Raw genomic sequence first — 26,606 nt, forward strand, 5'->3', positions numbered from 1 at the left:
GCGTGGGCGGTACCGGTAGCCCGGGTACGTGATGGGAAGCAACACCAAACGTGTATTATGCCAACACGTATCCCCCCGGCCGCGCGATCCCCACCTCCAGTGCCGCCACGACGCGACGGCCGCCCTGTGCTACCGCATCAGCACCAGTGGGCGGAGGAACGGGTGGCCGGAGGCAGGACAGGCAGCGCAAGTCAGACGGCAGCCACGGGCGGCGGTCCCCTGCACCCGGACGCCCTGCCCCCCTTTGCCCAGCGCCTGCGCGCCAGGGCCCGGCATCTCGGATTGAGCGACGCCGAGGTCGCACGGCGAGCTGGCCTCGGGCAGCCGAGGTACTCGAACTACTGCAACGGACTGCGCGAGCCCGACCTCGCGACGCTGGTGGTGGTGGCCAAGGCGCTGGAAACCACCCCTGACCGGTTGCTGGGCGTCACCCACGCGGAGGAGGATGACCAGACCTCGTCGAGCGTCGCCCGCACCCATGCCGTTGAGGGCAGCCTCCACCGGGATCTCCAGGACCTCGTGGCGTTGCTGCCCGCCGACCGTCACCCCTTGGCACTGGCCCTGCTCCGTGCGGTGCTGCATGACACCGATGCGAGCGCCGATCGGACCACAAAGGGCCATACGCCGACCACCACGGCTGAGGGCGCAGGCCGACCAGTTCCGGCTGCAACGGGAAGGATGTCCAAGCCCAAGTCGTAGGCGGCATTTTCAGGGGTTTTCGGTTCGCCCGGATAGGTGGACTGGCGCCACTCCCGGGCAGGAGAGGAGACCTGTCGTATCGGCACTGAGGTGCCTCTCGTCCCGCTGAGCTGTCTGCCCCCGGGTCTCTCTTGCAAGCCTGTGCCTGACCCTGGTGCCAGGGGTCGCCGGTGCGGGTGGCCGCGGGGGAGCCAGGCTTGGCGTTTGTGCCTACGCGGTACGACGAGAGCCTGGTGGGCACGAGCCTGGGACAGTCCGTCCCTGTCCGCCGCGGCGTCGCCGATGGACCCCTGGGAGACAGGGCGATGCACGATGGTGGGCAGGCTGAGGACGGCAACAGCGGTAGCGGAACAGCACAGGTGCCGCACCCTGCACGCGGGATGCAGGCAGGGCGATTGCAGGGTGCGGAAACGGCGCTGGCAGGGGGCAGGCGGGGTGGCCGCACGCAGGCAGGTGGAACTACCGACCGGGTGCTGCGCGCGGACCGGCTGCGGATCCGGGTGTTGCCCGCAGAAATGGACCGCTGGCGAAAAGCATCGAGGGAGAGCGGCGCTGCGAGCCTGTCGGGCTGGCTGCGGGCGCTCGCGGATCAGGCCGTCGCTACTGGCGATGACCCCAAGGCTTGGCGGGCCGACCTCGCCAGGCTGGCGCGGGACATCAATGTGGGTGTTGGGGCCAACCTCAACCAGCTCACGACGGCCGTTTACGACGCGCAGCGTCGGGGCGGAGACGCGGCGCAGGGCCGGCGTCTGGGCCAGATGTCGGACGCGCTGGCGGCGATGGCCGCCGACCTCGCGGCGTTGCGGGCCGACCTTGGAGCCGTGCTGCGACCGAGGCATGGACGGCGCAAGCAGCAGGGCGGTGCGACCACCCCGCGGGCTGTGATGGCACGCTCCGTGCCGGCAGGTCGGACATGATCATCGCCGCAACCCGCATCCGCTCGTCCAGCGGCGCTCGCCCCGTGCTCGACCATGTCCTGCGCGGCGACGGCAACGACGCCGTCACCATCATCCGCGGCACGGAGGCTGACGTGCACGAGATGGCGGCCACGGCGCGTCATGCGGTAGCGACCTATGCAGTGCGGCACTTCATCATTGCCCCAGCGAAAGAACTCAACGACGCGGATGCCGCTGACATCCTGCAGGACCTTGGCAACGAGTTCGGGTTCGACCCCGACGCTGTCCTGCTCGTCCGCCACGACAAGGGGCGGGCGGCCACCCGCTCGGCTCACCAAACAGGTGCCGCGCTGCCTCCAGCGTCGGAGCGCCCGGACGTGCACTGGCACGCCCTCGTTGGCGAAGTGGACCCGGTTACGCTGCGGGTGCTCGGTAGCCGCAACTGGCGGGCGCGGCACGAGAAGGTGTCGCGCCTCGCCGAACTCCGGCTGGGCCAGCCCGTCGTGCAGGGTCGGTGGAACCGGGCCGTCCTCGACCACCTCGACCGCGGCGATGCCGTGCAGCGGCGCTTGGCAGATCGCTTGGTCCACGCCGGGCTGCGCGAGCGCGCCAAGCCCCGGGCTGCCTACAGCAGAGATCAGCGCAGGCGCTTGGAGCGCCTGCAGCACGACCACCTGAGCCAGCCGCTCGATCTCCCGCTGCTCGTCCACCAACTGGGCAAGGTCTGGGATGATCACGGTCTCCGCAACGGGCAGGACCTCCAAGACCGGCTGCGCCACCGCGGCCTGCGCATCGCAACCGAGGAAATGACCGGTCCAGGAGACCATGCGCCACCGCGTTCGCGGGTTGTCGTCGAAGGATGGGACAAGGCCGCACGTCAGCTCTACGTGCTGGGCACCTTGCACTGCTTCCTGCGCGAAGCGCTCCCCAAGGTGCAGGCGAGGCTGCGTGCGCTGGCCTTGGATCCGCCGACTGCAGGCATCTTGCCGAACAGGACGGCGGATGCCCCATCAGCACCAACGCCGCCGCCCGCGCCGCCAAAGTCCATCACACGGTGCGGGGACGGCCCGGCCTGCCCCCGGACGTAGTACGCCCTCGGCGGGTACTGCTGCCAGCGGCCACATCATCTCCGGTAGTCCGAGCCCCTCGACCGCTCGGTAGAATGGCGGGGAAGCGCAAGCCCAAACCCATGGTGTGGTCCGGTTCTCCATCCGGGCCTTCAGGCAGGAACTGGACGCCTGCCGCCTCGAACGCCGCCTGGACCTTCTGCAGGTTTCGTCGCTGCAGGCGGGAGTGGCCGCGCTCCCAGTCGGCCAGCGCCACGCGACTGACCTGGGAGCGGTCGGCGAGGTCGTACTGGCTCCACAGCAACGCTGCGCGAGCGGCGCGGCACAGGGCAGCGGTGATGAGGGGCGGCGACGAGGCAGCAAGGGGGATGGGATCTACCGCCTTTGCCGTCAACCTTTTTGTCGTACCCATGGTACACATTTCCCTTGACCGTTGGGCGGTCTTGTACCATGTATATGGAACCGGCGCACATGTGCCGGGGACGGCAGGACAGGGCGTTGGAGCGCCCCGTCCCGCCTGACCACCACAATGCTCAGATCAGGAGCATCGCAATGGCTGACAGCCAAGATACCCCCCGCTTGTCCGGGGACCAACTGCTGCGTTCCCTCGGGTTTACCTTGCCGATGCCGCGCCGGATGCAGGTCAGGGGGCTGGTTGGCGACCTGCCCCTGATGCTTGGCAGCGCAGTGGTTGTGCTGCCCGCCGATACCTTCGAAGGGCCGGGCATTTACCTTGTCTTCCCGGGCGCTCCCCGCTTCCTGCGCGTCACCGACCTGCCCGGTGGGCTCCGAGCCGTGTCTGACGACGCGCCGGACGGCTACCGCGCGGTGCTGTCCCGCACGCAATTCGAGGAGGAGGTGCTGGCCCGCTACGTGCAGGATGTGCGGCCCCTCGTCTCGCGGCCCCGCCGTGGGGAGGGCGCATGATGGTGGGCCCTCACGACGCGCCTCACGGCTTCCTGTCGTCAAGCACGGATAGGGGGCAGGACACCGCACCCGCCGCTCCGACGTCCCCCACCGGGCTGGACGCGGTGCTGGCTACCGATGCGTTGCTGCTTCGCCTCTGCGCCGCCGCTCAGGAGCAGGCCAGAGTGGCCGAGCGCTTGGCCAAACGCCTGGAGCAGGTTCCCAGGCAGGAAGCTTCGGCGTTGGAGGCAAGGCAGAGTCGTGCGCTGCGCGGCGCGCACGTCCTGGCGAGCCACGCCATGTCCTGCACGCCGCGCACGCCTGAAGGGCTCGCCGCCATGGCCAGCTTGGCGCTGCGGTTCGCCGATACGGATGGCGAAGGGCGCTGCCTCAGCCGGTGCACCGGCGCGTGCCCCACCCTCGCCGTAACACGACATGTCGCGGGCATGGGACTGAGGGGCACGGGTCACGGGCAAGGAACCCGCGATGAGGCCCGAAGTTTTTTTTCGCGGACCCCCTATCGCGCTCACGGGACCTGACCCGATGCTTGTGAGTGCGAGCCTCATCACCCTCTCTGGCAGACAACATCACCCCGCCCAACTCTACCGAAATGGCGGCGTGGGTGACGTGTGGCATCACACCAAGGCGGCTCTAAACCACGCAGAACAGCACCAACATCCACCACATTGACCGACGTGGCCGCACGCTTTGCCACGCATGTGTGGTTGGCTTCGCCTTTGACCGAGCCGCAATCAGGGGAGGACGGGACAGGGACGTGCTTAGCCACTCAGAAACCGAGGCAATGATCTCCGCGGGGAGAACGGGGAAAATCGGTCGGTGACCTCGTCTTTCTGTCACCCTGCCAGAGTAGGGTTCTACCCCCTCTCCACGGCAAATTCGGCAGTCCAATGGGTCAGTAGGCTGTGGCTGCCACTCGTAGAAAGATGAGGCTTCACAGTGACGACCATCTGGCGGATGAGCAGTGCAACTACGCATCGTGCAGGACGTCATCAAGCCGGGATGCTGCGCTTCGAGCTTCGCGTGGTGGCCTGTCCGTGTGCGGGAACACTTCCGCCTACCCTTGCGGTGAGGGCTGCCGCGGCTTCCGCCAGCGTGGCCCGTACCTCCTCGTCGGATACGCTGTCGGGCTCGTCCAGGCGCTTGACGTAGGGAACCGTCAGGGCGGCAATCGCGCGGCCGCGCAGGTCAAACACCGGGCAGCTGATCGCCACCAGGCCGCTGAATTGCTTGCTGGGCATGAAGGCGAAGCCCTGCGCGCGGACTTTGGCGACGGTGCGGCGCATGGCGGCGCGCTCCGCCGCTGTCGCCTGGGGTTCAGCCAGCAGCATCAGGCGGTCTGCCTCCTCGGCGTCGTGGAAGGCCAGCAGCACCCGGCCGGACGCCGACTTCACCAGTGGCAGCACGGCACCGATCTTCACCGCGAAGCCCATCGCCGCCGGAGGGTCCACCTGCGCGACGACGACCTGACGTGGCCCGTTCAGCATGGTCATGTGGCAGGATTGCCCGGTGGCCTTCGCCAGCGCATCCATGCGCGGCAGCGCCTCCTTCAGCAGCCGCTTCATCGGCGGCTGCTCGTGGGCGAGGGCGAAAAGCATCATCCCCATCACGTAGGAGTCGCCATCCTGCACGATGTATCCACGCCGGGCCAGGACCTCGATCATGCGGAACACCTCGCTCACCGAGCGGCCGAGCCGCTCCGCGATGTCGCGGCGTGTCAGCCCTGCCTCCTGGCGGGACAACAACTCCAGGATGTCGAGGCCCTTCTCCAGCGCCGGCGCGGCGTAGAGGGGCTGCCTCCCCTCGTCGTCCTCCGCCTGTGATCTAATCGTGCTGGCTGCTCTGCCGGCCATGCCTGTTCCTTCCACGCGCCCGGGCGTCCTGCCGCGGCGGCGGAGGATCGGCAGGCTTCCCCTGGGTGCGGCGCAGCCTACCGCGGCGCCGGACACATGTGCAGCCGTCAGCCCGCCGCAGCCTCGATCTCGACCGCCACGCGCCCGCCATCATCGTAGGCGCGCAGCAGCCATCCGCGCTCCCCATCCGCCACGTCGAGCAGCATTGGCCGGCCGCAGAACAGCGGGGCCAAGTGGCGGGCCTTGATGGAAACGGGCGCACGACCCTTCTCCGTCCGCAGCAACTCGGTCAGCAGCAATGTCGCCAGGCCCCCATTCACCACCAGGTCGGGGAAGCCTTCGACGTCGCGGGCATAGCTGCGGTCGAGGTGGATGCGGTGCGAGTTGAAGCCCAGGGCGGAGTATTGAAACAGCAAGGTGTCGTCGGGCACCACGCGACGCGCCCGCTCCGGGACCGGCGCCGCCTCGGCGGCCTTGCGCGGCGACGCTTGCGGGCCGAGCAGGATGTAGGTCTGCGTCTCGGTCAGCGCCGGCTCCGCCGCGCCCGCCAGGAACAGCGCGTGCAAGAGGGTGGCGATGGCCGCCGGCCCGTTGGGACCCTCCTTGCGCGTCAGTGACTGCATCCGGCTTTCCCGCCGCAACGTGGCGCCGATGGGGATGTCGCCCTGGAAGGCCACGCTGCGCCCGCCCAGCATCAGCCGCGGCAGGCCGAGTTCGGGCAGCGGCACGCCAAGCCCCGGGAAGCCGTCGCCACGCAGGGCGGAGCGTCGCGTATCGGCGCCCAGCAGGATGAACTGCCATCCGCGCGGGAGGGGATCGCCCTCCCGCCACCCGTCCGGGTCGAGGTCGAGCATGGCGGCGACCCGGCGCACCGCCGCGAGGCCGCACGTCTCCACCCGGATGACGGGTGCGGCGTCGCTCATTCGGCGGGCTCGGGCGCGCCGACCTGATGGACCTCCACGATGTTGCCCTCCGGGTCGTGGAAGAAGATCTGCGTCCAGCCCTTGATGGCCCAGGCGCCGTAGTCGGCATAGGGCACGCCACGTTCCTCGAGGCGGCGCTTGATGGCCTCGATGTCGTCGGTGCGGAAGGCGATGTGGGTGTTGGCCAGCGGGTTGATCGCCTGCTTGGTGCGGAAGGCCACGTTCAGGTCCTTCGTGGAAAGGTGCATCTCCACCGCGCCATCGGTCAGGAAGGCGACGCGCCCGCCATAACCCTGGTTGGTGATCTGCGCATTGGCGGCGTTGCTGGCATAGGCGTGGGACTCATCGAGCTGCAGGACCTCGCGGTAGAACTCCTCCAGCTCCGGCAGCTGCTTGGTCGCGAAGTTCACGTGGTGGAAGCGGGTGGCCATGGGAACTCTCCTGGTGGGTTGCGTCAGTGGATGTGGCTGCCGCCATTCACGTCCAGCGTGGCGCCGGTGACGTAGGAGGACAGGTCGGAGGCGAGGAACAGGCAGGCCGCTGCCACTTCGTCCGGCCGGCCCGGGCGGCCGAGCGGCAGGCCGGCGGTGAGCGCGCGGATCTTCTCCGCCGAGACCGCGCCGGTCACGAAATCCGTCTCGATCAAGGACGGGCACACCGCGTTGGCGCGCACGCCCACGGGGCCCAGCTCGCGCGCCAGCGACTTGGTGAGGCTGAGCACGCCGCCCTTGGAGGCTGCGTAATGCGCCCCGCCAACCAGCCCGCCGCCGCGCTGCGCCGCGACGGAGGCGACGTTGACGATGGCGCCCGCACCCTGCGCCGCCATCGGGGGCGCGAAGGCATGAGCGACGTTGAAGGCGCCGGTGAGGTTCACCGCCAGCACCTGATCGAACTCCGCCGGCGTGATCTCCGCGAAGCCGCCGGAGCGGATGATGCCGGCGCAATGCACCACCGCATCCACCCGGCCGAAGCGTGCCAGCACCTCGGCCGCGGCCGCGGCGCAGGCGTCGCGACTAGTGATGTCGCAGGCCAGGCCGATGGCGGCCGAGTCGGGATGCAGCGCCGTCACCTCCAAGGCCGCATCGGCGATGAGGGGGCTGACGTCGAGCAGCGCGATCCGCGCGCCATGTGCGGCGAGGGCGATGGCGACGGCGCGGCCGATGCCCTGTTTCGTCGCTGCGCCGGTGACGACGCACGCCTTGCCCTGCATCAGCATCGCGCTTCCTTCCCTGGGTCCGGTTCCAGCCGAGTCACCACATTCCATATCTGAAATCAATCGCTCATTGGTGGAAGGCTTCGAATCCACTTGAAAAAATTTTAGATATGACTTGTTGACTCCATATCTGAAAAACTGCTCAGGTCGGGAAGCGTGGGCCACAAGGCCGGCCGGGTTGCCAAGGCCCGGACAGCAGGAGGGGAAACCGGATGATCCAGCCCAAGACTGCCAAGGCCCCCAGCCTCGCCGCGCGCCGCGACTGCGTCGCCCCGCTGTCGGGGCGCGGCCAGTCCAACGCGCTGCCGCACGGCGGCCTGATCAACAACCCTGGGGGACTTCGTGATGGCTGAGATGGATCAGGCCCGCATCGGGCATCGCAAGGTGGCGACGACCCGCCGCCGCGTCATGCAGGGCCTGCCCGCGCTCGGCGCCGCAGCGCTGCTGCCCGGCGCCGCTGCCGCGCAGGGCGCCCCGCGACCCATTCGCTGGATTGTCGGCTTCCCGCCGGGCAGCGGCACGGACGTGGGGGCGCGCATCATCGCCGAGGTGGCGAGCCGCAACCTCGGCCAACCCATCGTGGTCGAGAATCGGCCCGGCGCGTCCGGCAGCCTGGCGCCGGCCGCCGCCAGGACCTTTCCGGCCGATGGCCTCACCATCTTCACCCTGGAGATGGGAGCCTATTCGCTGGTCCCGCATTTCCTGCCGGGGATCAGCTACGACGCCGCGCGGGACTTCCGCATGGTCAGCATCCTCCTCAGCATCCCGATGGTGCTGATGGTGCCGAGTTCGCTCGGCGTCTCCACCGCCGCCGAGTTCGTCGCCCTGGCGCGGTCGCGCGCGCCCAACACGATGCAGTTCGGCAGCTCCGGCGCCGGCAGCATCACCCACGTCACCATGGCCGCCTTCCTGCGCGAAGTGGGCGTGACGATGGAGCACGTGCCCTATCGCGGCACCAACTTCACCGTGGCCGATCTGGCCGCGGACCGGATCGCCGCCGCCTTCACCGATGCCAACACGCCTACCCCCTTCATGCAGGCCGGGAAGCTGCGGATGCTGGCGGTGGCCGCCCCGGAGCGCCTGGCGGCGCAGCCGAACGTGCCGACGATCCGCGAGGCCGGCTTCAGCATGGACATGCCGTACTGGCAGGGCGTCGCCGTGCTGCGCGGCACCGCCGACGCCACGGTGGAGCGCCTGAATGACGCCCTGAACCGTGCCGCCGCCGACCCCCAGGTTGGCGTGCGCCTGCGCGAGATCGGCATGGAGCCCTGGCCACGGATGACGGCGCAGGCAGCGGACGACTTCGCCCGCACCGGCGACGTGGCGGTGCGCGACAAGCTCCGCGAGCTCGGCCTGGCCACGCAGTGAGGCGCGCCGGGCGATGAGTGGGGACGCCCTGGCCGGCCTGTGCGTCCTCGACCTGACGAGCGTCGTGGTCGGGCCGGCCTGCACCTGGCGCCTGGCGCAGTACGGCGCCGAAGTGATCAAGGTGGAGGCGCCGGAGGGCGACCTGATGCGCGGCCTGGGCGGTCTCTCGCCCACCGGCGAGCATTCGGGCACCTTCCTCCACCTCAACCGCGGCAAGCGCAACATCTGCCTCGACCTCAAGCAACCCAGCGCGCGGGAGGTGATCGCCCGGCTGCTGGCGCGCGTGGATGTGGTGGTGGCCAACATGCGGCCCGGGGCGCTGGCGCGGCTGGGGCTGGACGCCGCCGCGGTGCGCACGCGCCACCCGGCGATGATCCATTGCCTCATCACGGGCTATGGCACGGACGGCCCCTATGCCGGCCGGCCGACCTACGACAGCGTCGTCCAAGGCGCCAGCGGCGTCGCCGGGCTGTTCGGCGCACGCGATGGCCGGCCCGCCTACGTCCCCATGGTGGTCTGCGACCATGTGGTAGGCGAGATCGCGGCCGGCGCCATCCTGGCGGCCGTGCTGCGCCGGAACGCCGGCGGCGGGGGCAGCAGCCTGGAAGTCCCGATGTTCGAGACGATGGCCGCCTTCGTCCTCCAGGAGCATCTGGCGCAGCACAGCTTCGACCCGCCGGTCGGGCCGGAGGGCGACCAGCGCCTGCTGAATCCGCGCAACACCCCGCTTCAGACGGCGGATGGCTGGATCTCCGTCACCATCAACAGCGACGCGCAGGTGCGCGCCTTCCTCGCCGCCGTGGGGCGGGAGGATCTGCTCGGCGATCCGCGCTTCGCCACGGTGGCGGCGCGGGCGCGCCACGTAAAGGAATGGTTCGAGGTGCGCGGCGCCGGGCTGTCCGGCAAGACCACCGCCGAATGGCTGGCGGTCTTCGGCGCTGCCGACATCGCGGCCATGCCCTGCCACACGCTGGAAACGCTGCGCGAGGATCCGCACCTGCGCGCCGTCGGCCTCCTTGTGCCGGAGCAGCACCCCACGGAGGGTCCGGTCACGGCGGTGCGCTCCACCGTCCGGCAGGATGGTGAACTCCCGCCCCTCCGGGGCCCCGCCCAACCGCGCGGGTGGGACACCCGGGCCGTGCTGGAGGAGATCGGCTGCAGTCCAGGCGAGATCAAGGCGCTGCTTGCGGCCCGCGCCGCGGTGGCGGCTCCGGGGCGGGCCTGAGACCCAGCGAGATCAGCAGAGAAGGAGGAACGCCATGCCCGGCACGAGGCTCGGCGGCAAGGTCGCGATCATCACTGGTGGCGGGGGCGGCATCGGCTCCGCCGCCGGCCGCATCTTCTGTGCGGAAGGCGCCCGCGTCGCGCTGCTCGACCGTGACCCGGCCGTGGTCGAGGCCGCCGCCACGGGCATCCGCGACGGCGTGCCGGGCGCGCAGGTCATCGGACTGGTGGCCGATGTGGGGGAGGAAGCCGCCGCCCAGGTGGCGGTGGACGCCGTGCTGCGCGAGTTCGGCGGCGTGGACGTGCTGGTGAACAATGTCGGCATCCGGCGCTACGAGGCCGTCGCCGATGCGCCGTGGGCGGCGTGGGATGACATCCTGCGCGTCAACCTGCTCAGCTTCGTGTCCATGACGCGGGCGGCGTTGCCGGCCCTGCGACGCAGCGGGCGGGGGAGCATCGTCAACGTCTCCTCCACCGGCGCCGTCTTCGGCCGCAAGGGGATGGCGGCCTATGATGCCTCCAAGGCGGCCGTGCTGGCGCTGACGCGCACCATGGCCTTCGAGGAGGCAGAGCACGGCATCCGCGTCAACGCCATCTGCCCCGGCTACACCCGCACGCCTTTCCACGAGGCGCGCATGGGCCCGGCCGCGGTGGATGCGCTGGTGCCGCCCTGCGTCCTGCAACGGTGGGGCAGGCCTGAGGAGCTGGCCTTTCCCGTGCTGTGGCTGGCCTCCGACGAGGCCTCCTATGTGACGGCAGCCACCTTGATGGTGGATGGTGGCTTCCCGGCGGAGGGTGGCGGAACGGCGGTGAGGAGCGCGGTTTAGGCGATCCGGCCCCTCGCTCCCTGAGCGGACGGAGGGCAAGGGCCGGGCTACCTTCGCGCAGCGTTAGGCAGGCCCACAGCCATCCAGCTATGGGCCGGTGCGTGCGCGCATCCGCTGCCATTCGGACCGTCATTGCCGGAACGCCAGCCCGCATCCCGGCTGGCGCAGCGAAGCGCATCGCGCGGCCGCGAACACGCTCCCACCTACTCCATTCGGCATGGGCTTCGGTGCTGACATCCTGCTTCCTCCCCGGCCGGGCATGCCGCGGAGCCTCCCGGCCGCGCGTCATCGTGCCGCGGCGAGGCGCGACCTGTCCCGTTCAACCCCCTGTCACGCGTGCCGCGTCCACGGCTTCCTGGAGGCGCTCGCGCACCAGGCTCCGCAGCGCCTTCACCCCGCATGCCTCCTGCATGGCCAGGAGGAGGTCATCGCCGGGTCGCGCAGCGGCGCCTAGTTCGCGCGCCAGTGCGCGCAGCCGTTCGATCGGCACCTCGGCCGGGTCGGCTGGCCCGCGCTCACCGCGCCGGAGCGGCGCCGCCGCTTCCGGGTCCACCCCTGCCGGCCAGACGAAGGTCCCGGCCGAGTCCCGGGTCTGCGGCAGCGAGGCGGGGATGGCCGCCTCCACGCGCTCCTGGATCTCGCGCCCCGCCCGCTTGAAGCCGTGCGCGCGCGCCATGCGCTGGATGAGGCGGTCCTTGCGGATCGGGCCATGCGACGCCACGGCGGCTGCCACCATCGCCGCCAGCGTGTCGCGGTAGTCCGCGTCGTAGAACCGCGCCGCGTCGGCGTCCCCTGCCCAGGCGCGGTCATCATCGCCCTCAGCGGCGTCGGGCGCCGCCTCCCCGGCGGGAGGCGCATCGGCGGCGCCATCGGCCGGGCCGCCTGCCTCCGCCTGCGGTGCCGCCTCCTCACGGCGTCGCTCACGCGATGCCGTCAAGCGTTCCTCCAGCGCAGCGTGCAGGCGCTCCGCCTCGCGCGCGGCGTTCACCCACCAGTCGGTGGACCATACCCGCAGCACGTGCCAGCCAAGCCCCTCCAGCACGGCCTGCCGCAGGCGGTCGCGGTCGCGCGCCGTGGCGCCGCGATGGTAGGTGGCGCCGTCGCACTCCACGCCCGCGAGGTAGGCGCCGGGCCGGTCGGGATCCACCACGCCGAGATCGACGCGGAAGCCGGAGACGCCCACCTGCGCGTGCACCGTCCACCCCTTGGCGCGCAGCCGCTCGGCCACCGCGGCCTCGAACGGGCTCTCCACCTCCCCGCCCGGCGCGGATGGCACCACCGCGAAGGCCCGCGCGCCCAGCTGCGCGAAGGTGAGGAACCGCTTGAGGTGCGCCACGCCCGTCGCCGCCGTGCGCGCGAGGTCTATCTGGTCGGGCCGGAGGCTGGCGAAGACCACCAGCGCCTCCCGCGCGCGGGTGACGGCGACGTTGAGCCGGCGCTCGCCACCGGCCTGGTTGAGCGGACCGAAGTTCATCGCCACCCGCCCGGTCGCGTCCGGCCCGTAGGTGAGCGAGAAGAGCATGACGTCGCGCTCCTCGCCCTGCACGGATTCGAGGTTCTTCACCAGCACCGGCTCGGCGCGCTCCTCGGCGAAGAAGGGCTCCAGCGCCGGGTCGTCGCGCCGCGCCTCGTCCAGCAGGTTCTCGATCAGCGCCTGCTGCTCGGCGTTGAAGGTGACGATGCCCAGCGAGCGCTCCGGCCCGCCGGCGAGCGTGGCGCGCAGCACCGACAGGGCCTCCGCCACCACGGCCCGCGCCTCCACTTGGTTGGTCCGGGCGCCGGCGCGCGCATAGACGCCGCCGGCGACGTGGCGGAAGGACACCGCCGCGTCCTCGGTCATCGGCGAGGGGAAGGTGACGAGCCGCCCGCCGTAGTAGCTCTCGTTGCTGAAGGCGATCAGGCTCTCGTGGCGGGAGCGGTAGTGCCACAGCAGCTCCACCGCCGGCACGCCGGCGCCGAGGCATTCGTCGAGGATGGATTCGAGGTCCTGCACCTCCGTCTCCACGCCCTCGCCGCCCTCCGCCTCGGGGAGCACGCGTTCGAAGAAGCGCGTTGGCGGCAGCTGCTTCGGGTCGCCCACCACGACGGCCTGCCGCCCGCGCCCGAGGGCGCCGACGGCGTCCCAGGTCGGGATCTGCGAGGCCTCGTCGAACACCACCAGGTCGAAGGGCTCGGCATCCGCCGGCAGGTACTGCGCGACGGAGAGCGGGCTCATCATCAGGCAGGGGGTCAGTCGGCGCAGCGCCCGCGGCATCCGCGCGGCGAGCTGGCGGAGCGGGAGGTGGGCGCGCCGCTTGGCGAGCTCGCGCTTGAGCACCGCGTATTCGGGGTGGCCTTCGCGCTCCGCCTCGCCCGGCAATCCGGCGGCGAGGCGCGCGCGCACCAGGCGTGTCGAGAGCGCGAGGAGGTGCGCGTCCAGCGCCCGGAAGCGGGCGATGCGCGTCTCGTGCCGCGCCGCCACGAAGGAGCGCAGGCGCGGCGAGGCCTCGACTGCGAGACCGACCCACCAGCGCGCGTAGTTCGCCTCGAACACCCGCGCCGCGTCGGCGGGCGCCACGCGTCCATCCTCCAGCGCCCGGATAAGCGGGGCGAGGCCCGCGGCCTCGGCGCGTTGGGCGATGCCGCGCCAGCTGGTCCAGTCCTTCAGGCGCGCGGCGGCGGGCGGCCAGCCGCGCAGGTGCGCCGCCAGCGCCCCGGCCCAGTCCGTGCGCGACCCATCGAGCACGCCGCGCGGGTCGGCGCCGCTTTCCAGCGCCAGGGCATCCAGGGCGGCCTCGGCGGCGCGCAACGCGTCACGGAAGCGCAGGAGCGCGGCGCCGATGCTGCCGGAGGGCGCCAGCAGGTCGGCGCCCTCCGTCACCAGCAGGCGCAACCCGGCGCGCAGCTCCAGCAGTTCCGTAGGGTTGGCCGCGCAGGATGCCGCGGCGGCACGCAGGGCGCGTGCCCATTCGATGCAGGCGTCGAGCCGGGCGAAGTCCGTCCCGAAGCCGCGCCATGCCGGGCCAAGCCGGGACAGCGGCGCGCCTGCCGCGCGCGAGGCCGCTTCCAGCTCCGCCATCTCCGCAAGGCGGCCGAGGTCCGGGCCGCAATCTTCCGGCACCGGCCCGTCGCAGGCGCCGGCAAGGCGCTTGCGCAGCCCACGCCAGGCCAGGGCGCGCGCCACCACCCACTTCCCGGCCGCCGCGAGCCATTCGCCGCGCAGCGCCGCCACCGGCAGGCCGGTCGCCTCCGGCCGCCACTTGGCCGAGAGCCCCGCCCGCAGCTCGGCGTGTCGGGCCGCGCGGGTGGCCTCCTCGCGCAGCGCCTCGGCGATGGCCGCCGCGTCGTCGCCAAGTGCCCATCCCGCCTCGGGCGCCAAGCGGTCCAGCAGCACGGCGGCGAGCGCGTCGAGCGCGGCGAGGGCAGGCCGCGACGCCCCGCCGTCGCGCAGCCCCGCCGCGAGCGATGCTTCCGCGGCGAGGCGAGGCAGCGCGTCGAGCGCCGCCGCCGCGGCCATCGCGCCATCGAGCACGCGGGACTGCCAGGGCGGCGACCACTCCGTGGCCTCCACGCCGGCGAGGGGCGCCGCGTCGGCCAAGCCGCCCATGCGCTCCAGCGTGGCCGCCGCATCCTCGACCAGCTCGCGCAGCCGCAGGTAGTCGCCGGCGTCATGCGCGTCGGCGTCGGGCCAGGACAGGCGCAGCTCCGGCACGGCGCCGCCCTCTGCGCGCAGCACGTGGCCCATGGCGCGGAACGGCGTCCAGCCGTTGCGGCCGCGCTGGTGCAGCGCGCGCACGTAGCCGTTCAGCTCCTCGCGCAGCGCCGCCGCCTCGGCGAGCGCGGTGTCCCAGTCGTGCTCGGCCCGCGCCTCGCGCACCTGCTGCGCCTGGTCGAGCTGGGCCAGCACGGCCGCCTTGCTGGTCTTGGAGGAGAAGAGGTCGAGGCAGAACTCGCCGAGACCCACTTGCCGGAGCCGGCGCTGCACCACCTCCAGCGCCGCGCGCTTCTCCGCGACGAAGAGCACGGTGCGGCCCTGCGCCAGCGTGCTGGCGATGATGTTGGCGATGGTCTGGCTCTTGCCCGTGCCGGGCGGGCCGATCAGCACGAAGGAGCGCCCCGAGGCCGCCGCCGCCACGGCGCGGAGCTGGGAGCTGTCCGATTCCAGCGGGCAGGCGAGGCCGGCCGTCGCCTCGTCGAGCGAGGGCGGCGCGACGGTTTCCCCGTCCTCGCCGCCGAAGGCGGGCGCCGTGCCGCCCGTGCCGGGCCCATCCATCAGCCGCTGCGCGACCTCGCTGCCGCGCAGCGCCTCCGCGCGGTCTGCCAGGTCCTTCCACATGAGGTACTTGGTGAAGGACAGGTTGGTCAGCGCCACGTCCTCCGCCACCTCCCAGCCCGGGATGTCGCGGACCTTGGTGCGGAAGGCGTCCAGGATGGCGGCGACGTCGGCGCCGCTCTCATCCTCCGGCGGGCGCTCCATCTCCAGGGTGGGGAAGCGGATGTCGAACTCCTGGCGCAGCATCTCCAGCAGGGTTGAGTTCAGCCGCGTCTCGTCGTCATGGGCACGCAGCGAGAAGCCCGAGCGGATGCTCGGCCGCTCCAGCACCACCGGCACGAGGAGGATCGGCGCCCGGAAAGGGGCCTCGCGGCCCTTCTGCCGCCACACCAGGGCGCCGATGGTGAGGAAGAGGGTGTTTGCCCCGCCCTCCTCGCGGTTCGCCCGCGCGGCGCGGAAAATCTCCGTCAGCCCGGCCTGCAGCGATGCGTCGTCCCGACCCACCAGCAGCTCGCGCCGCCCCAGCGCCTCCCGTGCGAAGGCGCGATCCGTTTCCTCCTGCAGCCGGTTGCGCGCGAGGCGCGCCGAGCGCGGATCGTCGCCCGACATCAGCTCCGGCCAGGGGCGGAAGCGCAGGGCAGGCCCGGCGCGCCCGCCGCGCCCGGCCCGCATCTCCGCGAGCAGGTTCTCCAGCGCGCCCGGGTCCGGGCAATCCACGGCGAGCGCCTGCTTGCCGCCGGTACGGAGGTTGAGCAGCCGGTTGCGGCCCGACAGGTCGAGGAGGCGCTTGCGCCATTGCTCGAGCCGCCCGGCGGGCGTGCCGGGGGGCGCCTCCGCCTCGGGCGGGGCGTCCTCGCGCAGCGGCGGCGCCTCCTCGGGCGGCAGGTCGAGGACCACCTCATCCTGGACCTCCGCGGTCGTGTCACGCAGCGCATGCGCCGGCGCGCGCGCCGACAGGGGCTGGATGCGCCGGCTGCGCGCGCGGGCGACGTCAATGACCGCCTCGAACTCGGTGTCCTTGTCCGCGGCCACGCGTGCCGCGCCGACCGCGCAGGCCCGCCCGAAGCCGACGCGGCCGCTGCCGGCGGCGAGGGTGGATTCGAACAGGACGATGTCGTGCAGCGCCAGGCGGGTGCGCAGGCCGGGCGCGTCATCCGCCCGCGACGCGCCGAAATCGTGCTTGCTGAGCCAGAGCCCGGGGAAGGCATGCCCGCGCACCAGCACGATGACCGGGCGCAGCCCCATCGCCTCCAGGGCGCTCGCGAACAGCACGGCGAGGTCGAGGCAGGTCCCGAGGCGCTCCTCCATCACCTGACGGGGCGGGCGGATGCGCTGGCCCTCCCTCTCGAAGGAGGCCGGGGGGTTGGTGTAGCGGATGTCGAGCGCGCACACCGCCCGCCACAGCGCCTCGGCCTGTTCCCAGGCGCGCGGCTTGGAGCCCTGCTGGTAGCCGTCCAGCCCGTCATTCTTGCCCGCCGCGCGCAGCTTGTCCGAGGTAGCGCGCAGCAGGCGCGGCACGGCGGGGTCATTGGGCTCCACGAAGGCAGCGAGGATGTCGGGGATGCCGCCGCATCCGCCCCACTCATTGTAGGCGAGGACGCGCACTTCCTCATGCGCCTCCGCCAGGGCGGTGCCGCCGGCGCCCGTCGCCACCAAGCTGACGCGCGCCCGCGTGGCCTCGGTCAGCGAGGACAGGAAGGCACCGTCGAGCTCGACGTCGAGCGGGGCGAGGGAGCGGAGCTGGCCGGCCGCCACGCCGCTCAGCCGCCAGCTGCGCGGCCGGATGACGGGTGGCTCGCAGGACAGGGCGACCTCGACCTCCGTCGAAGCGGCGCCCTCGCCGGCCTGGAAGGCGAGTTCCGCGAGGACCGGGACGTGGTTCTGCCAGAGCGCGGCGTTCAGGGCCGGCTGGATGGCGAAGGACAATCGGGCGGGACGCGGCGGCTCCGTAATGTCCGATGTGGTGTCGTGAGACTTTGATGCGAGGTCGGACATGGCGATGTCGATACCACGGGCCGCAATCCTTGTATCCGTTGTCAAGCTGTGGTCGCCGTCATCCCGAACGGAGTGTGGGAGGGCGAAACAAGCTTTCTCGAACGGGTTAACCGTGAGGATTGCCGGTTGAATGGCAGCTTAAACGGGTCTGCCACTTCCGACCGGCAGAGCCTCGCTGCAGGTTGAGGTGAGCTAACTGTGGTGACCGGCTGCCTCAACAGATGCAAGAGCACCACGCCAACGAAGTTCGTGCGCGTTCGCCACCAGCCAACAGTCGTGAGGGGGAAGGTAGGGGGGTATGCGACCAAAAAGCAGACGAGAACTCAATGGTATCAAGTATTTGCTGCGAGGTGATGGTGGAGCTGAGGGGAATCGAACCCCTGGCCTCGTCATTGCGAACGACGCGCTCTCCCAACTGAGCTACAGCCCCGTATCCATCCCGCGGCGGTGGGGCGCCGGGGTGGCGGGTGTTTGCCCCCAAGGGCCGCGCAAGTCAACCGCCCCTTGCCCTTCCGCCCGCCATCCGCGACAAGCCCGGAACCGCGCAGGGAACGCCGCCGCCCATGATCCTCGACGCCCCCTTCTACATCCTCCTCACCGGGCTGAACCTTTACTCCTGGGCGGTCATCATCGCCGCCGTGCTGTCCATGCTGGTGGGCTTCGGCGTGCTGGACAGCCGCAACCGCTTCGTCTGGGCGGTCAGCGACTTCTTCTACCGCATCACCGAGCCCGCCCTGCGCCCCATCCGCCAGCGCATGCCCAACCTGGGCGCGGTGGACCTGTCGCCCCTGGTGCTGATCCTGCTGATCCAGGCCGCCATCCTGCTGGTCGCGGCGGTGCAGGGCTACCTCATCCGCGGCGGGATGTACTTCTGAGCATGGCGGCGCTGCTCGACGGCAAGGCGCTCGCCGCGCGGGTCCGCGCCGGGCTGGCCCAGCGCGTCGCCACGCTCGGCTTCCGCCCCGGCCTGGTGGTGGTGCGGGTGGGCGAGGACCCGGCCAGCGGCGTCTACGTCCGCAACAAGGACCGCGCGGCGCAGGAGGCGGGCTTCGCCTCGCGCACGCTGCACCTGCCCGCGGCGACGACGGAGGCGGAGCTGCTCTTCACCATCGCCGCGCTGAACGCGGACGGCGCGGTGGACGGCATCCTGGTGCAGCTGCCGCTGCCGCCGCACATCGCCACGGAGAAGGCGATCGGCGCGGTGGACCCGGCCAAGGACGTGGACGGCTTCCACCCGCTCAACGCCGGGCGGCTGGCCTCGGGCCTGCCGGGGCTGGTGCCCTGCACGCCGCGCGGGGTGATGCACCTGCTGGCCGAGTCCGGCGCCCGCCTGCGCGGCGCCCGCGCCCTGGTGCTGGGCCGCTCGCAGATCGTCGGCCGGCCGATGGCGCAGCTGCTGCTGGGCGCCGATTGCACCGTCACCATCGCGCATTCCCGCACCGATGACCTCGGCGCCGAATGCCGCCGCGCCGACATCCTGGTCGCCGCCGTCGGCCGGGCCGAGATGGTGAAGGGCGGCTGGATCAAGCCCGGCGCGGTGGTCATCGACGTGGGCATCAACCGCCGCGCCGACGGCACGCTGTGCGGCGACGTGGCGTTCGGCGAGGCGCAGCACGCCGCCGCAATCACGCCCGTCCCCGGTGGCGTCGGCCCGATGACCATCGCCTGCCTGCTGGAGAACACGCTGGACGCCGCCATCGCCCGCAGGGGTGGCGCATGATCATCCACCGCAGCCTGCAGGTCATCGGCGTGCTCGCCATCCTGATGTGCCTGGAACTGGCGTGGCGCGCCTCGCCCTGGGGCGGCGATGGCTGGTCGCGCGCGCGGCTGCTCTACGCCGCGGCGGGCGGCGTCTCGGCGCTGGCGCTGGTGGCGATCGGGGGCCTTGGCATCGCCTTGCGCCGCGCCGAGGCCCAGGCGGCGGAGATGCGCGCCGCCATCGCCCGGCTGGAAGAGATGCTGCGCGGCAGGTGAGCCTGCTCCTCGCCGCGCTCTACGTCCTCATCTGGGGCTCGGCCTTCAACGCGGCGCGGGTGGTGGCGCTGGAATGGCCGCCGCTCTGGGCGCTGGCGATCCGCTTCGCGCTGGTGGTGCCGCTGCTGTGGCTGCTGTGGCGCCGGCTGGGCGGGGCGCTGCCGCAGGGCGCCGACCGCTGGCGGCTGGCGGCGATGGGGGCGCTGGGCATGGGCGCCTACCTGGCCTGTTCCTGGGTGGCGTCCCGCCACGTGCCTTCCGGGCTGGTGGCGCTGCTGGCGGCCACCGCGCCCATGTTCGTGGCGCTGGGCGAGCGCGCGCTGCGCGGGGCGCGCCTGCCGCCGCTGGGCTGGGGCGGGCTGGCGCTGGGCTGGCTGGGGGTGGCGGTGCTGGGGCTGGGCCGGGCGCTGGACGGCCTCCTCGCCGCCGAGGCCTGGGGCATCGGGCTGACCCTGGTCGGCGCGCTGTGCCAGGCGGCGGGGCTGCTGGCCTATGCCCCGGCGCGCGGGCGGGTGGACCCGTGGTCGGCCAACCTGGGGCAGACGGCGGTGGCGGCCGCGTTGCTGCTGGCGCTGGCGCTGCCCTTCGGCGGGCCGGCGCCGGCGGCGGCGTCCGTCCCCGTGCTGCTGGCGATGGCCTGGTCCATCCTGGTGGTGGGCATCGGCGGCTACGCGCTGTTCTTCGCGGTGCTGCGCCGCTTCGGCCCGGCGCGGGCGGCGGCGCTGCAATTGCTGGCGCCCCCGGTGGCGGCGCTGCTGGGCTGGGCGCTGCTGGGCGAGAAGCTGCTGCCCGGCGACCTGCTGGGCGGCGCGCTGACGCTGGCCGGGCTGCTGCTGCTGTTCAGGGCGCGCGGCTGATGGCCTGGAAGGCCGCGCGCATCCCTTCGGGGATGGGCTCCGGCCGCCCCGTCTCCCGGCGCACGTAGACGTGGACGAAGTGCCCCTCCGCCGCCGCTTCCGGCGCGTCGGGGCCGAACACCGCGACGTCGTAGCGGACGGAGGAGGTGCCCAGCCGGGCCACCCGCAGCCCGACCTCCAGCGGCATCGGGTAGGCGAGCGGGCGGCGGTAGCGGCACCCGGTTTCCGCCACGATGCCGATCAGGGGCGAGCGTGCGATGTCCAGCAGCCCGGCCTCCAGCAGCCAGCGGTTCACCGCGGTGTCGAAGAAGGAATAGTAGGCGACGTTGTTGATGTGCCCGTAGGCGTCGTTGTCGGCCCAGCGCGTGGTGAGGGGCACCAGCACCGGAAAGGCGTCGCGCGTCGTCATGGTGCGCAGGATGGCGCGGCCCGCGCGGCGTTGGTAGCCTTTGCCCCCATGAGCGTGACCGGCCTGCCCCCCTACGACCCCGCCAACGTCTTCGCCCGCATCCTGCGCGGCGAGATCCCGTGCCGGAAGGTGCACGAGGACGAATGGGCGCTGGCCTTCCACGACATCAACCCGCTGACGCCCACCCACGTGCTGGTCATCCCCAAGGGGGAATGGGTCAGCGCGGCGGATTTCCACGCCGGCGCCGGGACGGAGGCCATCGCCGGCTTCTGGCGCGCGGTGGGCGCGGTGGCGAAGGCGCAGGGGCTGGAGGAGGGGGGCTACCGCCTGCTCGCCAACATGGGGCCGGATGCGGGGCAGGAGGTGCCGCACTTCCACGTGCACCTGTTCGGCGGCAGGCGGCTGGGCGCCATGGTGCCGCGCGGGTGAACGGGGCGGAGGAAGCGCGCGCCGCGCTGGACGCCGCCGGCCAGCTGCCGGACGCGGAGCTGGAGCTGGCGATGGTGGCGCTGCACTTCGCCCGGCTGGACGCGCCGGAGGCCGACTGGCGCGCGGCGCGCGACGCCCTGTCCGAGCTGGCGCGCCGCGCCGTGGCGGCCGCTGCGTCCGACCCCGCGGCCGATGCGGGGGACACCCCCCGCCGCGCCGAGGCGCTGCGCGCCCTGCTGCATGACGGCTTCGGCCTGGCCGGCGACACCGACACCTACGACGACCCGCGCAACGCCAACCTCCTGCACGTGCTGGCGCGCCGGCGCGGGCTGCCGGTGGCGCTGGGCATCCTGTGGCTGCACGCCGCCGAGGCCGCGGGCTGGGGCGCGCACGGCGTGGACTTCCCCGGCCACTTCCTGCTGGCGCTGGAGGACCCGCGCGGCCAGCTCGTCCTCGACCCCTTCGCCGGCGGCGCGGCCCTGGCGGCGCCGGAGCTGCGCGCGCTGATCAAGCGGGTGGAAGGCCCGAAGGCGGAGCTGCGCCCCGGGCTGCTGGCGCCCATGGGCAAGCGCGCCGTGCTGCTGCGGCTGCAGAACAACATCAAGCTGCGCCGCCTGCAGGCCAACGACGTGGAAGGCGCGCTGCGCTGCGTGGAGGACATGCTGCGCCTGGCGCCCGACCACGCCGCCCTGTGGCGGGAAGCCGGGCTGATGCGCCACCGGCTGGAGCGCATCGGCGCCGCCATCGAGGCGATTTCCCGCGCGCTGGAGCTGGAGCCGCGCGGCGAGGCCGCCACCCGCCTGCGCGCCTTGCTGGAGGAGCTGCGCAACCGCCTGAACTGAGGCGCCGCCCTACAGCCCCGCCGTCACCCGCCGGCTGTTGGAATCGCGCAGGTTGCGCAGCCGCGCCAGCGCCCAGAGCGGGAAGATGCGGCGGTAGCCGTGGTAGCGCAGGTAGAAGACGTGCGGGAAGCCGGTGCCGGTGTGGTCCTCCTCCGCCCAGCCGCCATCGGGCTGCTGGCGCTCCAGCAGCCATTGCGCGCCGCGCGCCACCGCCGGGCCGTCGGCCTCGCCCGCCGCCATCAGCGCCAGCATCGCCCATGCGGTCTGGGAGGCGGTGGAGGGGCAGGGGCGGCGCGCCCCGTCCGGCCGGGTGCCGCCGCGCTCGGGGTAGGTGAAGCCGTCCTCGCCCCAGCCGCCATCGGGGTTCTGCGCCGCCTCCAGCCAGGCCACGGCGCGGCGCATCGCCGGGTGGCCGTGCCCCAGGCCGGCGGCGTTCAGCGCCGTCAGCGCGCTCCAGGTGCCGTAGACGTAGTTCACCCCCCAGCGCCCGTACCAGGAGCCGTCGGCCTCCTGCTCGCGCAGCAGGTACTCGGTGGCGGCGCGGGCGGCGGGGCCGTCGCCCTGGCCGAGCTGCGCCAGCATGGCCAGGCAGCGGGCGGAGACGTCGGCCGTCGGCGGGTCCAGCAGGGCGCCGTGGTCGGCGAAGGGGATGTGGTTCAGGTAGTGGAAGGTGTTGTCGGCGTCGAAGGCGCCCCAGCCGCCGCCGCGCGACTGCATGCCCACCGTCCAGTCCACCGCCCGGCGGATGGCGCCGTCGAAGGCGTCCTCGCCGGCGCGCTGGCGGTGGCGGTCCATGGCCAGCACCACCACGGCGGTGTCGTCCACGTCGGGGTAGTGGGCGTTCTGGTACTGGAAGGCCCAGCCGCCGGGCTTCAGCTCGGGGCGCTGCCAGGCCCAGTCGCCCTGCACGCCGGTGATCTCCCGCGCGCGCAGCCAGTGCAGGCCGCGCGCCACCTCGGCCTCCGCGCCGCCGGCCTCCATGAGGGCGTGGGCGGCCAGGGCGGTGTCCCAGACGGGGGACAGGCAGGGCTGCACGTAGGTCTCGCCGTCCGCGCGCTCCAGCACCAGCTTCTCCACCGCCGACCAGGCGGTGCGCACCCGCGGGTCGTCCGGCGGGATGCCCAGGCAGTGGTACATCATCACCGCGTTGGCCATGGCGGGGTAGATGGCGCCCAGCCCGTCCTCGCCGTTCAGGCGCTCGGTGACGAAGGCCTCGCAGGCGGCCTCGGCCTTGGCGCGGTGGTTGCGCGGGAACAGGGCGCGGGCGCGGTGCAGCGCGGCGTCCAGGCCCTTGAACAGGCTGGCCCAGGGCTCGGCCTGGTGGGCGCCGCCGGGCCATTCCCTCACGAATTCCGGCGGGGTGCGGAACAGCTCGCGGATGCTGGCGCCCGTGGGGTTCGCCGCCACCGGGCGATGGGCCATCACCACCGTCAGCGGCACCAGCACCGTGCGCGCCCAGTAGGAGATCTTGGAGATGTGGAAGGGGAACCAGCGCGGCAGCAGCATGATCTCGGGCGGCATCATCGGCACGGCGCGCCAGGGCACCGCGCCGAACACCGCCAGCGCGGCCCGGGTGAACACGTTGGAGCGCTCGGCGCCGCCGGCGGCGAGGATGGCCTCGCGCGCGCGCGCCATGTGCGGCTCGTCGGCGCCGTCGCCCACCAGCTTCAGCGCCAGGTAGGCCTTGACCGAGCAGGAGACGTCGAGCGGCCCGCCATGCACCAGCGCCCAGCCGCCATGCGCGCCCTGGATGCGCCGCAGGTAGCGGCCGATGCGCGCCTCCTTCTCCGGCTGGATGCGGCCGAAGAAGTGATGGAGCATCAGGTATTCGGCCGGAATGGTGGCGTCCGCCTCCAGCTCGAAGACCCAGTGGCCGTCGGGGCGCTGGTGCGCCAGCAGGTGCGCCGCCGCGCCCTTCACCGCCTCGTCCAGCGCCGTGCTGCCGATGAGTTCGCCCATGCCCCCGTCCTCAACCCGCCCCATGGATAGGCCATTCCGTGCGCGGGCCGGAAGGGGGCAGGGCGCGGGCTTGGCATGCCGTCACCGCCGCCCCAGGGCCTCTCCCTTCCAGAAGCCGCCGCGCCCGGCCCATTCGGCCCGGGCGGAATCCAGCGTCCAGAGCAGGTAGAGCCCGGCGGTCAGCGGCAGCCCCAGCCCGCGCAGCGGCGACAGCCCGTAGCGCCGCAGCATGGGCGCCAGGGCCACCGCCATCAGCGCCCAGGACAGCGCCCCCAGCCCCCGCGCCCAGCCCGCGCCGAACAGCGCCAGCAGCGGCGGCGCCAGGTAGACCAGCGCCATGCCGGCCACGCAGCCCGCCAGCACCAGGGGCGAGTAGCCGAGCTGCGCGTAGGCGGTGCGCGCCACCATGGCGCGGATGGCCGACAGGTCGTCATAGGCGCGCAGGGAGCGCACGCGCTCCGTCAGCCCCAGCCAGGTGCGGCCGCCGCCGCGCTTCACCAGCGCGGCCAGGGCGCAGTCGTCGATGATGCGGCCGCGGATGGGCGCCAGCCCGCCCCGCGCCTCCAGCGTGGCGCGGCGCAGCAGCACGCAGCCCCCGGCGGCGGCGGCGGTGCGCGCCCGCGGGTCGTTGGCCCAGCGGAAGGGGTAGAGCATGGCGAAGAAGAACACGAAGTGCGGCACCGTCCAGCGCTCCGCGCGCGGGGCGCAGCGCAGCCTGGCCATCAGCGACACCAGGTCCAGCCGGCCGTGCTCCATGCGCCGCACCAGCAGGCGCAGGCTGTCGGGGGCATGGAGGATGTCGGCGTCGGTGAGCAGCAGCAGCGCGTGGTCCTCGCCCGCCACCGCCTCCAGCCCCTGGCGCAGGGCGTTCAGCTTGCCCGACCAGCCCGGCGGCCGCGCCCCGCCCGGCACCACCCGCGCCCCGGCCGCCGCCGCCAGGGCGCCGGTGCCGTCCGTGCTGCGGTCGTCCACCACCGTCACGGAGAAGCGGCCCGGGTAGTCCTGCGCCAGCAGGGCGCGCACCACGGGGCCGATGGTCGCGGCCTCGTCGCGCGCGGGGATGAGCACGGCCACGGCGGGCCATCGCGCCGGGTCGGGCAGGGCGGGGGCGTCGCGGTCGTCCTCGCGCGCCAGCCAGAACATGCCGCGGCCGAGCAGCAGCACCCCCCAGGCCAGCAGCGCGGCCAGCGCCAGCGCCAGGCTCACCGGAGCATCCCGGCCTGGCGGAACCAGGCGATGGCGTCGCGCACCCCCTCCTGCCAGGAGCGCGCCCGGTGGCCCAGCACGGCCGCCGCCTTGGCGGAGGAGAAGAACATGCGGTGCCCGGCCATGCGCAGCCCGTCGCGCGTCAGCATCGGCTCGCGCCCGGTGGCGCGGGCGGCCAGCTCCGCCGCGACCGCCAGGGGGAACAGCGGGGCGCGCGGCAGGCGCACCGGCGGGCGGTGGCCGCATTCGGCGGCGATGAAGCGCAGCATCTCCGCCAGCGAGACGTCCTGCCCGCCCAGGATGTGGCGCTCGCCGGGGGTGCCGCGCCCCAGCGCCGCCACCACGCCCCGCGCGCAGTCGGCGGCGTGCACCAGGTTCAGCCCGGTGTCCACGTAGGCCGGCATGCGGCCGCGCGCCGCCTCCAGGATGATGCGCCCGGTGGGGGTGGGGCGGCGGTCGAAGGGGCCGATGGGGGTGGAGGGGTTCACGATCACCGCCGGCAGCCCTTCCCCGGCCACCAGGCGCTCCACCAGCCGCTCGGCCTCCGTCTTGCTGCGCTTGTAGGGGCCGATGGCTTCCTCCGGCGCCGCGGCGTCGGCCTCGGTGGCCGGGGTGCCGTCGGCGCGGGGCCGGAGCGTGGCGACGGAGGAGACGTGGACCACCCGCCCCAGCCCGGCCTGCCGCGCCGCGCGCATCAGGGCGGCGGTGCCCTCCACGTTCACCGCGTGCATGGCGGCCGGGTCGGGCACGAAGATGCGGTAGTCGGCCGCGGCGTGCACCAGGGCGTCGCAGCCGGCCACGGCGTAGCCCAGGCTGGCGTGGTCGGTCAGGCTGCCCAGCGCCCAGTCCAGATCCAGCCCGGCCAGGGTGCCGCGCGGGGCGCCGGGGCGCACCAGGGCGCGCACCCGGTGGCCCTGCGCCAGCAATTCGCGCGCCAGGGAGGCGCCCAGGAACCCCGTGGCGCCGGTGAGGAGGACGAGCATGGCCGGGTTCTAGCCGCGGCGCCTTCCTGCGGCCACCGTCGGCTTCCTATATGCCGGGCCATGACGACGCGACGCCTCCTCCTCGCCCTGCCGGTGCTGGCGGCCCCCCTGGCGGCCCCGATGGTGGCCCCAATGTTGGCCCCCTTGGCGCCCCGCCCGGCCGCCGCCCAGGGCAGCCCGGCCCAGGTGGTGGAAGGCTTCCACGCCGCCCTGCTGGGGGTGATGCGCGACGCCCAGCGCCTGGGCGTGCGCGGCCGCTTCGAGCGCCTGGCGCCGGCCATGGGCCAGGCCTTCGACCTGGCGGCGATGACGCGCATCAGCGTCGGCCCGCCCTGGAACACCTTCTCCCCGCCCGAGCAGCAGGCGCTGGCGGAGGCCTTCGCGCGCTGGTCCGTGGCCACCTACGCCGCGCGCTTCGACGGCTTCTCCGGCGAATCCTTCGCCACCCAGGGCGTGCAGGCGCTGCCCAACGGCGACGCGCTGGTGCGCACCGTGCTGAACCGCCCGGGAGGGCAGGAGCCGGTGGTGCTGTCCTACCTGGTGCGGGGCGGGCGCATCGTGGACATCTACCTCACCGGCACCATCAGCGAACTCGCCTCCCGCCGCTCGGAGTTCACCGGGCTGGTGCGCGAGGGCGGGGCCGCGCGGCTGGCGGCGGAGCTGAACAGCCGCGCCCAGCGCCTGCTGGCCGGGTAGGCGGGCGCTG

Annotated in this window: 25 protein-coding genes and 1 tRNA gene; 15 read left to right on the forward strand and 11 right to left on the reverse strand. The window is 73.0% G+C overall.

Annotation, left to right across the window (positions count from 1 at the left end):
• The first annotated feature begins 57 nt into the window (after positions 1-57).
• The 3 genes from ACI6QG_RS05405 (at position 58) to ACI6QG_RS05415 (ending at position 2,683) form a co-directional block, all read left to right on the forward strand.
• The gene (locus ACI6QG_RS05405; RefSeq protein WP_407023547.1) at positions 58-699 is read left to right on the forward strand and encodes a helix-turn-helix domain-containing protein; all 642 of its coding nucleotides are present in this window, start codon (positions 58-60) and stop codon (positions 697-699) included.
• 470 nt (positions 700-1,169) lie between these two features.
• Positions 1,170-1,616, forward strand: coding sequence for a hypothetical protein (locus tag ACI6QG_RS05410; RefSeq protein WP_407023548.1), 447 nt, complete (start codon positions 1,170-1,172; stop codon positions 1,614-1,616).
• Positions 1,613-2,683 (forward strand): hypothetical protein, encoded by a 1,071-nt coding sequence (locus ACI6QG_RS05415; RefSeq protein ID WP_407023549.1) that lies wholly within the window; start codon positions 1,613-1,615, stop codon positions 2,681-2,683. Before ACI6QG_RS05410 ends, ACI6QG_RS05415 begins: the two co-directional genes overlap by 4 nt.
• On the opposite strand, the gene ACI6QG_RS05420 is transcribed toward ACI6QG_RS05415, so the two are convergent.
• A complete protein-coding gene (locus tag ACI6QG_RS05420) occupies positions 2,643-3,083 on the reverse strand; it encodes a helix-turn-helix domain-containing protein (protein ID WP_407023550.1) in 441 nt (146 codons plus the stop codon). The two genes, ACI6QG_RS05415 and ACI6QG_RS05420, sit on opposite strands and share 41 nt — an antisense overlap.
• A gap of 131 nt (positions 3,084-3,214) precedes the next feature.
• Here ACI6QG_RS05420 and ACI6QG_RS05425 point away from each other — a divergent pair, with 131 nt between their 5' ends.
• Positions 3,215-3,589, forward strand: a complete 375-nt coding sequence (locus ACI6QG_RS05425) for a hypothetical protein (protein ID WP_407023551.1) — start codon at positions 3,215-3,217, stop codon at positions 3,587-3,589.
• Positions 3,590-4,578: 989 nt separating this feature from the next.
• On the opposite strand, the gene ACI6QG_RS05430 is transcribed toward ACI6QG_RS05425, so the two are convergent.
• The 4 genes from ACI6QG_RS05430 to ACI6QG_RS05445 all read right to left on the reverse strand — a co-directional run bounded on the left by ACI6QG_RS05430 (position 4,579) and on the right by ACI6QG_RS05445 (position 7,572).
• Positions 4,579-5,439: an IclR family transcriptional regulator gene (locus ACI6QG_RS05430; protein ID WP_407023552.1), complete on the reverse strand. Its 861-nt coding sequence runs from the start codon at positions 5,437-5,439 to the stop codon at positions 4,579-4,581.
• 107 nt (positions 5,440-5,546) lie between these two features.
• Positions 5,547-6,362, reverse strand: a complete 816-nt coding sequence (locus tag ACI6QG_RS05435; RefSeq protein ID WP_407023553.1) for an HTD2 family dehydratase — start codon at positions 6,360-6,362, stop codon at positions 5,547-5,549.
• Positions 6,359-6,793: a VOC family protein gene (locus tag ACI6QG_RS05440; protein ID WP_407023554.1), complete on the reverse strand. Its 435-nt coding sequence runs from the start codon at positions 6,791-6,793 to the stop codon at positions 6,359-6,361. Before ACI6QG_RS05440 ends, ACI6QG_RS05435 begins: the two co-directional genes overlap by 4 nt.
• A 23-nt stretch (positions 6,794-6,816) precedes the next feature.
• Positions 6,817-7,572, reverse strand: coding sequence for an SDR family NAD(P)-dependent oxidoreductase (locus ACI6QG_RS05445; RefSeq protein ID WP_407023555.1), 756 nt, complete (start codon positions 7,570-7,572; stop codon positions 6,817-6,819).
• A gap of 215 nt (positions 7,573-7,787) precedes the next feature.
• Between ACI6QG_RS05445 and ACI6QG_RS05450 the strand changes: the two genes are divergently transcribed.
• From ACI6QG_RS05450 to ACI6QG_RS05465, 4 genes are read left to right on the forward strand one after another with little or no spacing between them, the layout of a single operon-like run.
• Positions 7,788-7,928: a hypothetical protein gene (locus ACI6QG_RS05450; RefSeq protein ID WP_407023556.1), complete on the forward strand. Its 141-nt coding sequence runs from the start codon at positions 7,788-7,790 to the stop codon at positions 7,926-7,928.
• A complete protein-coding gene (locus tag ACI6QG_RS05455) occupies positions 7,921-8,943 on the forward strand; it encodes a Bug family tripartite tricarboxylate transporter substrate binding protein (RefSeq protein ID WP_407023557.1) in 1,023 nt (340 codons plus the stop codon). The genes ACI6QG_RS05450 and ACI6QG_RS05455 overlap by 8 nt, the downstream gene beginning before the upstream one ends.
• Positions 8,944-8,956: 13 nt before the next feature.
• The gene (locus tag ACI6QG_RS05460; protein ID WP_407023558.1) at positions 8,957-10,168 is read left to right on the forward strand and encodes a CaiB/BaiF CoA transferase family protein; all 1,212 of its coding nucleotides are present in this window, start codon (positions 8,957-8,959) and stop codon (positions 10,166-10,168) included.
• A 34-nt stretch (positions 10,169-10,202) separates the two neighbouring features.
• On the forward strand, positions 10,203-10,994 hold the full coding sequence (locus tag ACI6QG_RS05465) for an SDR family NAD(P)-dependent oxidoreductase (RefSeq protein ID WP_407023559.1): 792 nt from the start codon (positions 10,203-10,205) through the stop codon (positions 10,992-10,994).
• 319 nt (positions 10,995-11,313) lie between these two features.
• On the opposite strand, the gene proA is transcribed toward ACI6QG_RS05465, so the two are convergent.
• Both proA and ACI6QG_RS05475 read right to left on the reverse strand, forming a co-directional pair.
• Positions 11,314-17,172, reverse strand: a complete 5,859-nt coding sequence (gene proA / locus ACI6QG_RS05470) for an anti-phage protein ProA (protein WP_407023560.1) — start codon at positions 17,170-17,172, stop codon at positions 11,314-11,316.
• A gap of 423 nt (positions 17,173-17,595) precedes the next feature.
• A tRNA-Ala gene (locus ACI6QG_RS05475) sits at positions 17,596-17,671 on the reverse strand.
• Positions 17,672-17,804: 133 nt separating this feature from the next.
• On the opposite strand from ACI6QG_RS05475, the gene ACI6QG_RS05480 reads away from it, so the two are divergent.
• Genes ACI6QG_RS05480 through ACI6QG_RS05495 form a run of 4 tightly spaced genes read left to right on the forward strand, consistent with a single transcriptional unit; the run spans position 17,805 to position 20,072 of the window.
• Complete coding sequence (locus ACI6QG_RS05480; protein ID WP_407023561.1) at positions 17,805-18,116, forward strand: YggT family protein; 312 nt, start codon at positions 17,805-17,807, stop codon at positions 18,114-18,116.
• Between the two features lie 2 nt (positions 18,117-18,118).
• Positions 18,119-18,961 carry a bifunctional methylenetetrahydrofolate dehydrogenase/methenyltetrahydrofolate cyclohydrolase FolD gene (gene folD / locus ACI6QG_RS05485; protein WP_407023562.1) on the forward strand — a complete coding sequence of 281 codons (843 nt, stop codon included), beginning with the start codon at positions 18,119-18,121 and terminating at the stop codon, positions 18,959-18,961.
• Positions 18,958-19,215, forward strand: coding sequence for a hypothetical protein (locus tag ACI6QG_RS05490; protein WP_407023563.1), 258 nt, complete (start codon positions 18,958-18,960; stop codon positions 19,213-19,215). The genes folD and ACI6QG_RS05490 overlap by 4 nt, the downstream gene beginning before the upstream one ends.
• Complete coding sequence (locus ACI6QG_RS05495) at positions 19,212-20,072, forward strand: DMT family transporter (protein WP_407023564.1); 861 nt, start codon at positions 19,212-19,214, stop codon at positions 20,070-20,072. The genes ACI6QG_RS05490 and ACI6QG_RS05495 overlap by 4 nt, the downstream gene beginning before the upstream one ends.
• Here ACI6QG_RS05495 and ACI6QG_RS05500 read toward each other — a convergent pair.
• The gene (locus tag ACI6QG_RS05500; protein ID WP_407023565.1) at positions 20,056-20,481 is read right to left on the reverse strand and encodes an acyl-CoA thioesterase; all 426 of its coding nucleotides are present in this window, start codon (positions 20,479-20,481) and stop codon (positions 20,056-20,058) included. The genes ACI6QG_RS05495 and ACI6QG_RS05500 overlap by 17 nt on opposite strands.
• A 48-nt stretch (positions 20,482-20,529) precedes the next feature.
• Between ACI6QG_RS05500 and ACI6QG_RS05505 the strand changes: the two genes are divergently transcribed.
• Positions 20,530-20,910: a histidine triad nucleotide-binding protein gene (locus ACI6QG_RS05505; RefSeq protein ID WP_407023566.1), complete on the forward strand. Its 381-nt coding sequence runs from the start codon at positions 20,530-20,532 to the stop codon at positions 20,908-20,910.
• Positions 20,907-21,752, forward strand: coding sequence for a SirB1 family protein (locus tag ACI6QG_RS05510; RefSeq protein ID WP_407023567.1), 846 nt, complete (start codon positions 20,907-20,909; stop codon positions 21,750-21,752). Before ACI6QG_RS05505 ends, ACI6QG_RS05510 begins: the two co-directional genes overlap by 4 nt.
• Positions 21,753-21,761: 9 nt before the next feature.
• Here the strand turns inward: ACI6QG_RS05510 and shc are convergent, their stop codons facing one another.
• From shc to hpnA, 3 genes are all read right to left on the reverse strand, one after another.
• Positions 21,762-23,711 (reverse strand): squalene--hopene cyclase, encoded by a 1,950-nt coding sequence (gene shc / locus ACI6QG_RS05515; protein WP_407023568.1) that lies wholly within the window; start codon positions 23,709-23,711, stop codon positions 21,762-21,764.
• Positions 23,712-23,792: 81 nt separating this feature from the next.
• Positions 23,793-24,917: a glycosyltransferase gene (locus ACI6QG_RS05520; protein ID WP_407023569.1), complete on the reverse strand. Its 1,125-nt coding sequence runs from the start codon at positions 24,915-24,917 to the stop codon at positions 23,793-23,795.
• Positions 24,914-25,900 carry a hopanoid-associated sugar epimerase gene (gene hpnA, locus ACI6QG_RS05525; RefSeq protein WP_407023570.1) on the reverse strand — a complete coding sequence of 329 codons (987 nt, stop codon included), beginning with the start codon at positions 25,898-25,900 and terminating at the stop codon, positions 24,914-24,916. The genes ACI6QG_RS05520 and hpnA overlap by 4 nt, the downstream gene beginning before the upstream one ends.
• Positions 25,901-25,960: 60 nt before the next feature.
• Between hpnA and ACI6QG_RS05530 the strand changes: the two genes are divergently transcribed.
• On the forward strand, positions 25,961-26,596 hold the full coding sequence (locus ACI6QG_RS05530) for an ABC transporter substrate-binding protein (RefSeq protein WP_407023571.1): 636 nt from the start codon (positions 25,961-25,963) through the stop codon (positions 26,594-26,596).
• Positions 26,597-26,606 lie beyond the last annotated feature (10 nt).

This window comes from Sabulicella flocculans (assembly GCF_045449635.1).
Taxonomy (GTDB): Bacteria; Pseudomonadota; Alphaproteobacteria; order Acetobacterales; family Acetobacteraceae; genus Roseococcus.

Coding starts and splice junctions, on each gene's coding strand:
- shc (WP_407023568.1), bottom strand. CDS start 23,711: ATGGGCGAACTCATCGGCAGCACGGCGCTGGACGAGGCGGTGAAGGGC.
- ACI6QG_RS05490 (WP_407023563.1), top strand. CDS start 18,958: ATGATCATCCACCGCAGCCTGCAGGTCATCGGCGTGCTCGCCATCCTG.
- ACI6QG_RS05415 (WP_407023549.1), top strand. CDS start 1,613: ATGATCATCGCCGCAACCCGCATCCGCTCGTCCAGCGGCGCTCGCCCC.
- ACI6QG_RS05405 (WP_407023547.1), top strand. CDS start 58: ATGCCAACACGTATCCCCCCGGCCGCGCGATCCCCACCTCCAGTGCCG.
- ACI6QG_RS05445 (WP_407023555.1), bottom strand. CDS start 7,572: ATGCAGGGCAAGGCGTGCGTCGTCACCGGCGCAGCGACGAAACAGGGC.
- ACI6QG_RS05480 (WP_407023561.1), top strand. CDS start 17,805: ATGATCCTCGACGCCCCCTTCTACATCCTCCTCACCGGGCTGAACCTT.
- ACI6QG_RS05505 (WP_407023566.1), top strand. CDS start 20,530: ATGAGCGTGACCGGCCTGCCCCCCTACGACCCCGCCAACGTCTTCGCC.
- ACI6QG_RS05500 (WP_407023565.1), bottom strand. CDS start 20,481: ATGACGACGCGCGACGCCTTTCCGGTGCTGGTGCCCCTCACCACGCGC.
- ACI6QG_RS05450 (WP_407023556.1), top strand. CDS start 7,788: ATGATCCAGCCCAAGACTGCCAAGGCCCCCAGCCTCGCCGCGCGCCGC.
- ACI6QG_RS05420 (WP_407023550.1), bottom strand. CDS start 3,083: ATGTGTACCATGGGTACGACAAAAAGGTTGACGGCAAAGGCGGTAGAT.
- ACI6QG_RS05460 (WP_407023558.1), top strand. CDS start 8,957: ATGAGTGGGGACGCCCTGGCCGGCCTGTGCGTCCTCGACCTGACGAGC.
- ACI6QG_RS05425 (WP_407023551.1), top strand. CDS start 3,215: ATGGCTGACAGCCAAGATACCCCCCGCTTGTCCGGGGACCAACTGCTG.
- ACI6QG_RS05465 (WP_407023559.1), top strand. CDS start 10,203: ATGCCCGGCACGAGGCTCGGCGGCAAGGTCGCGATCATCACTGGTGGC.
- folD (WP_407023562.1), top strand. CDS start 18,119: ATGGCGGCGCTGCTCGACGGCAAGGCGCTCGCCGCGCGGGTCCGCGCC.
- ACI6QG_RS05530 (WP_407023571.1), top strand. CDS start 25,961: ATGACGACGCGACGCCTCCTCCTCGCCCTGCCGGTGCTGGCGGCCCCC.
- ACI6QG_RS05455 (WP_407023557.1), top strand. CDS start 7,921: ATGGCTGAGATGGATCAGGCCCGCATCGGGCATCGCAAGGTGGCGACG.
- ACI6QG_RS05435 (WP_407023553.1), bottom strand. CDS start 6,362: ATGAGCGACGCCGCACCCGTCATCCGGGTGGAGACGTGCGGCCTCGCG.
- hpnA (WP_407023570.1), bottom strand. CDS start 25,900: ATGCTCGTCCTCCTCACCGGCGCCACGGGGTTCCTGGGCGCCTCCCTG.
- ACI6QG_RS05430 (WP_407023552.1), bottom strand. CDS start 5,439: ATGGCCGGCAGAGCAGCCAGCACGATTAGATCACAGGCGGAGGACGAC.
- ACI6QG_RS05440 (WP_407023554.1), bottom strand. CDS start 6,793: ATGGCCACCCGCTTCCACCACGTGAACTTCGCGACCAAGCAGCTGCCG.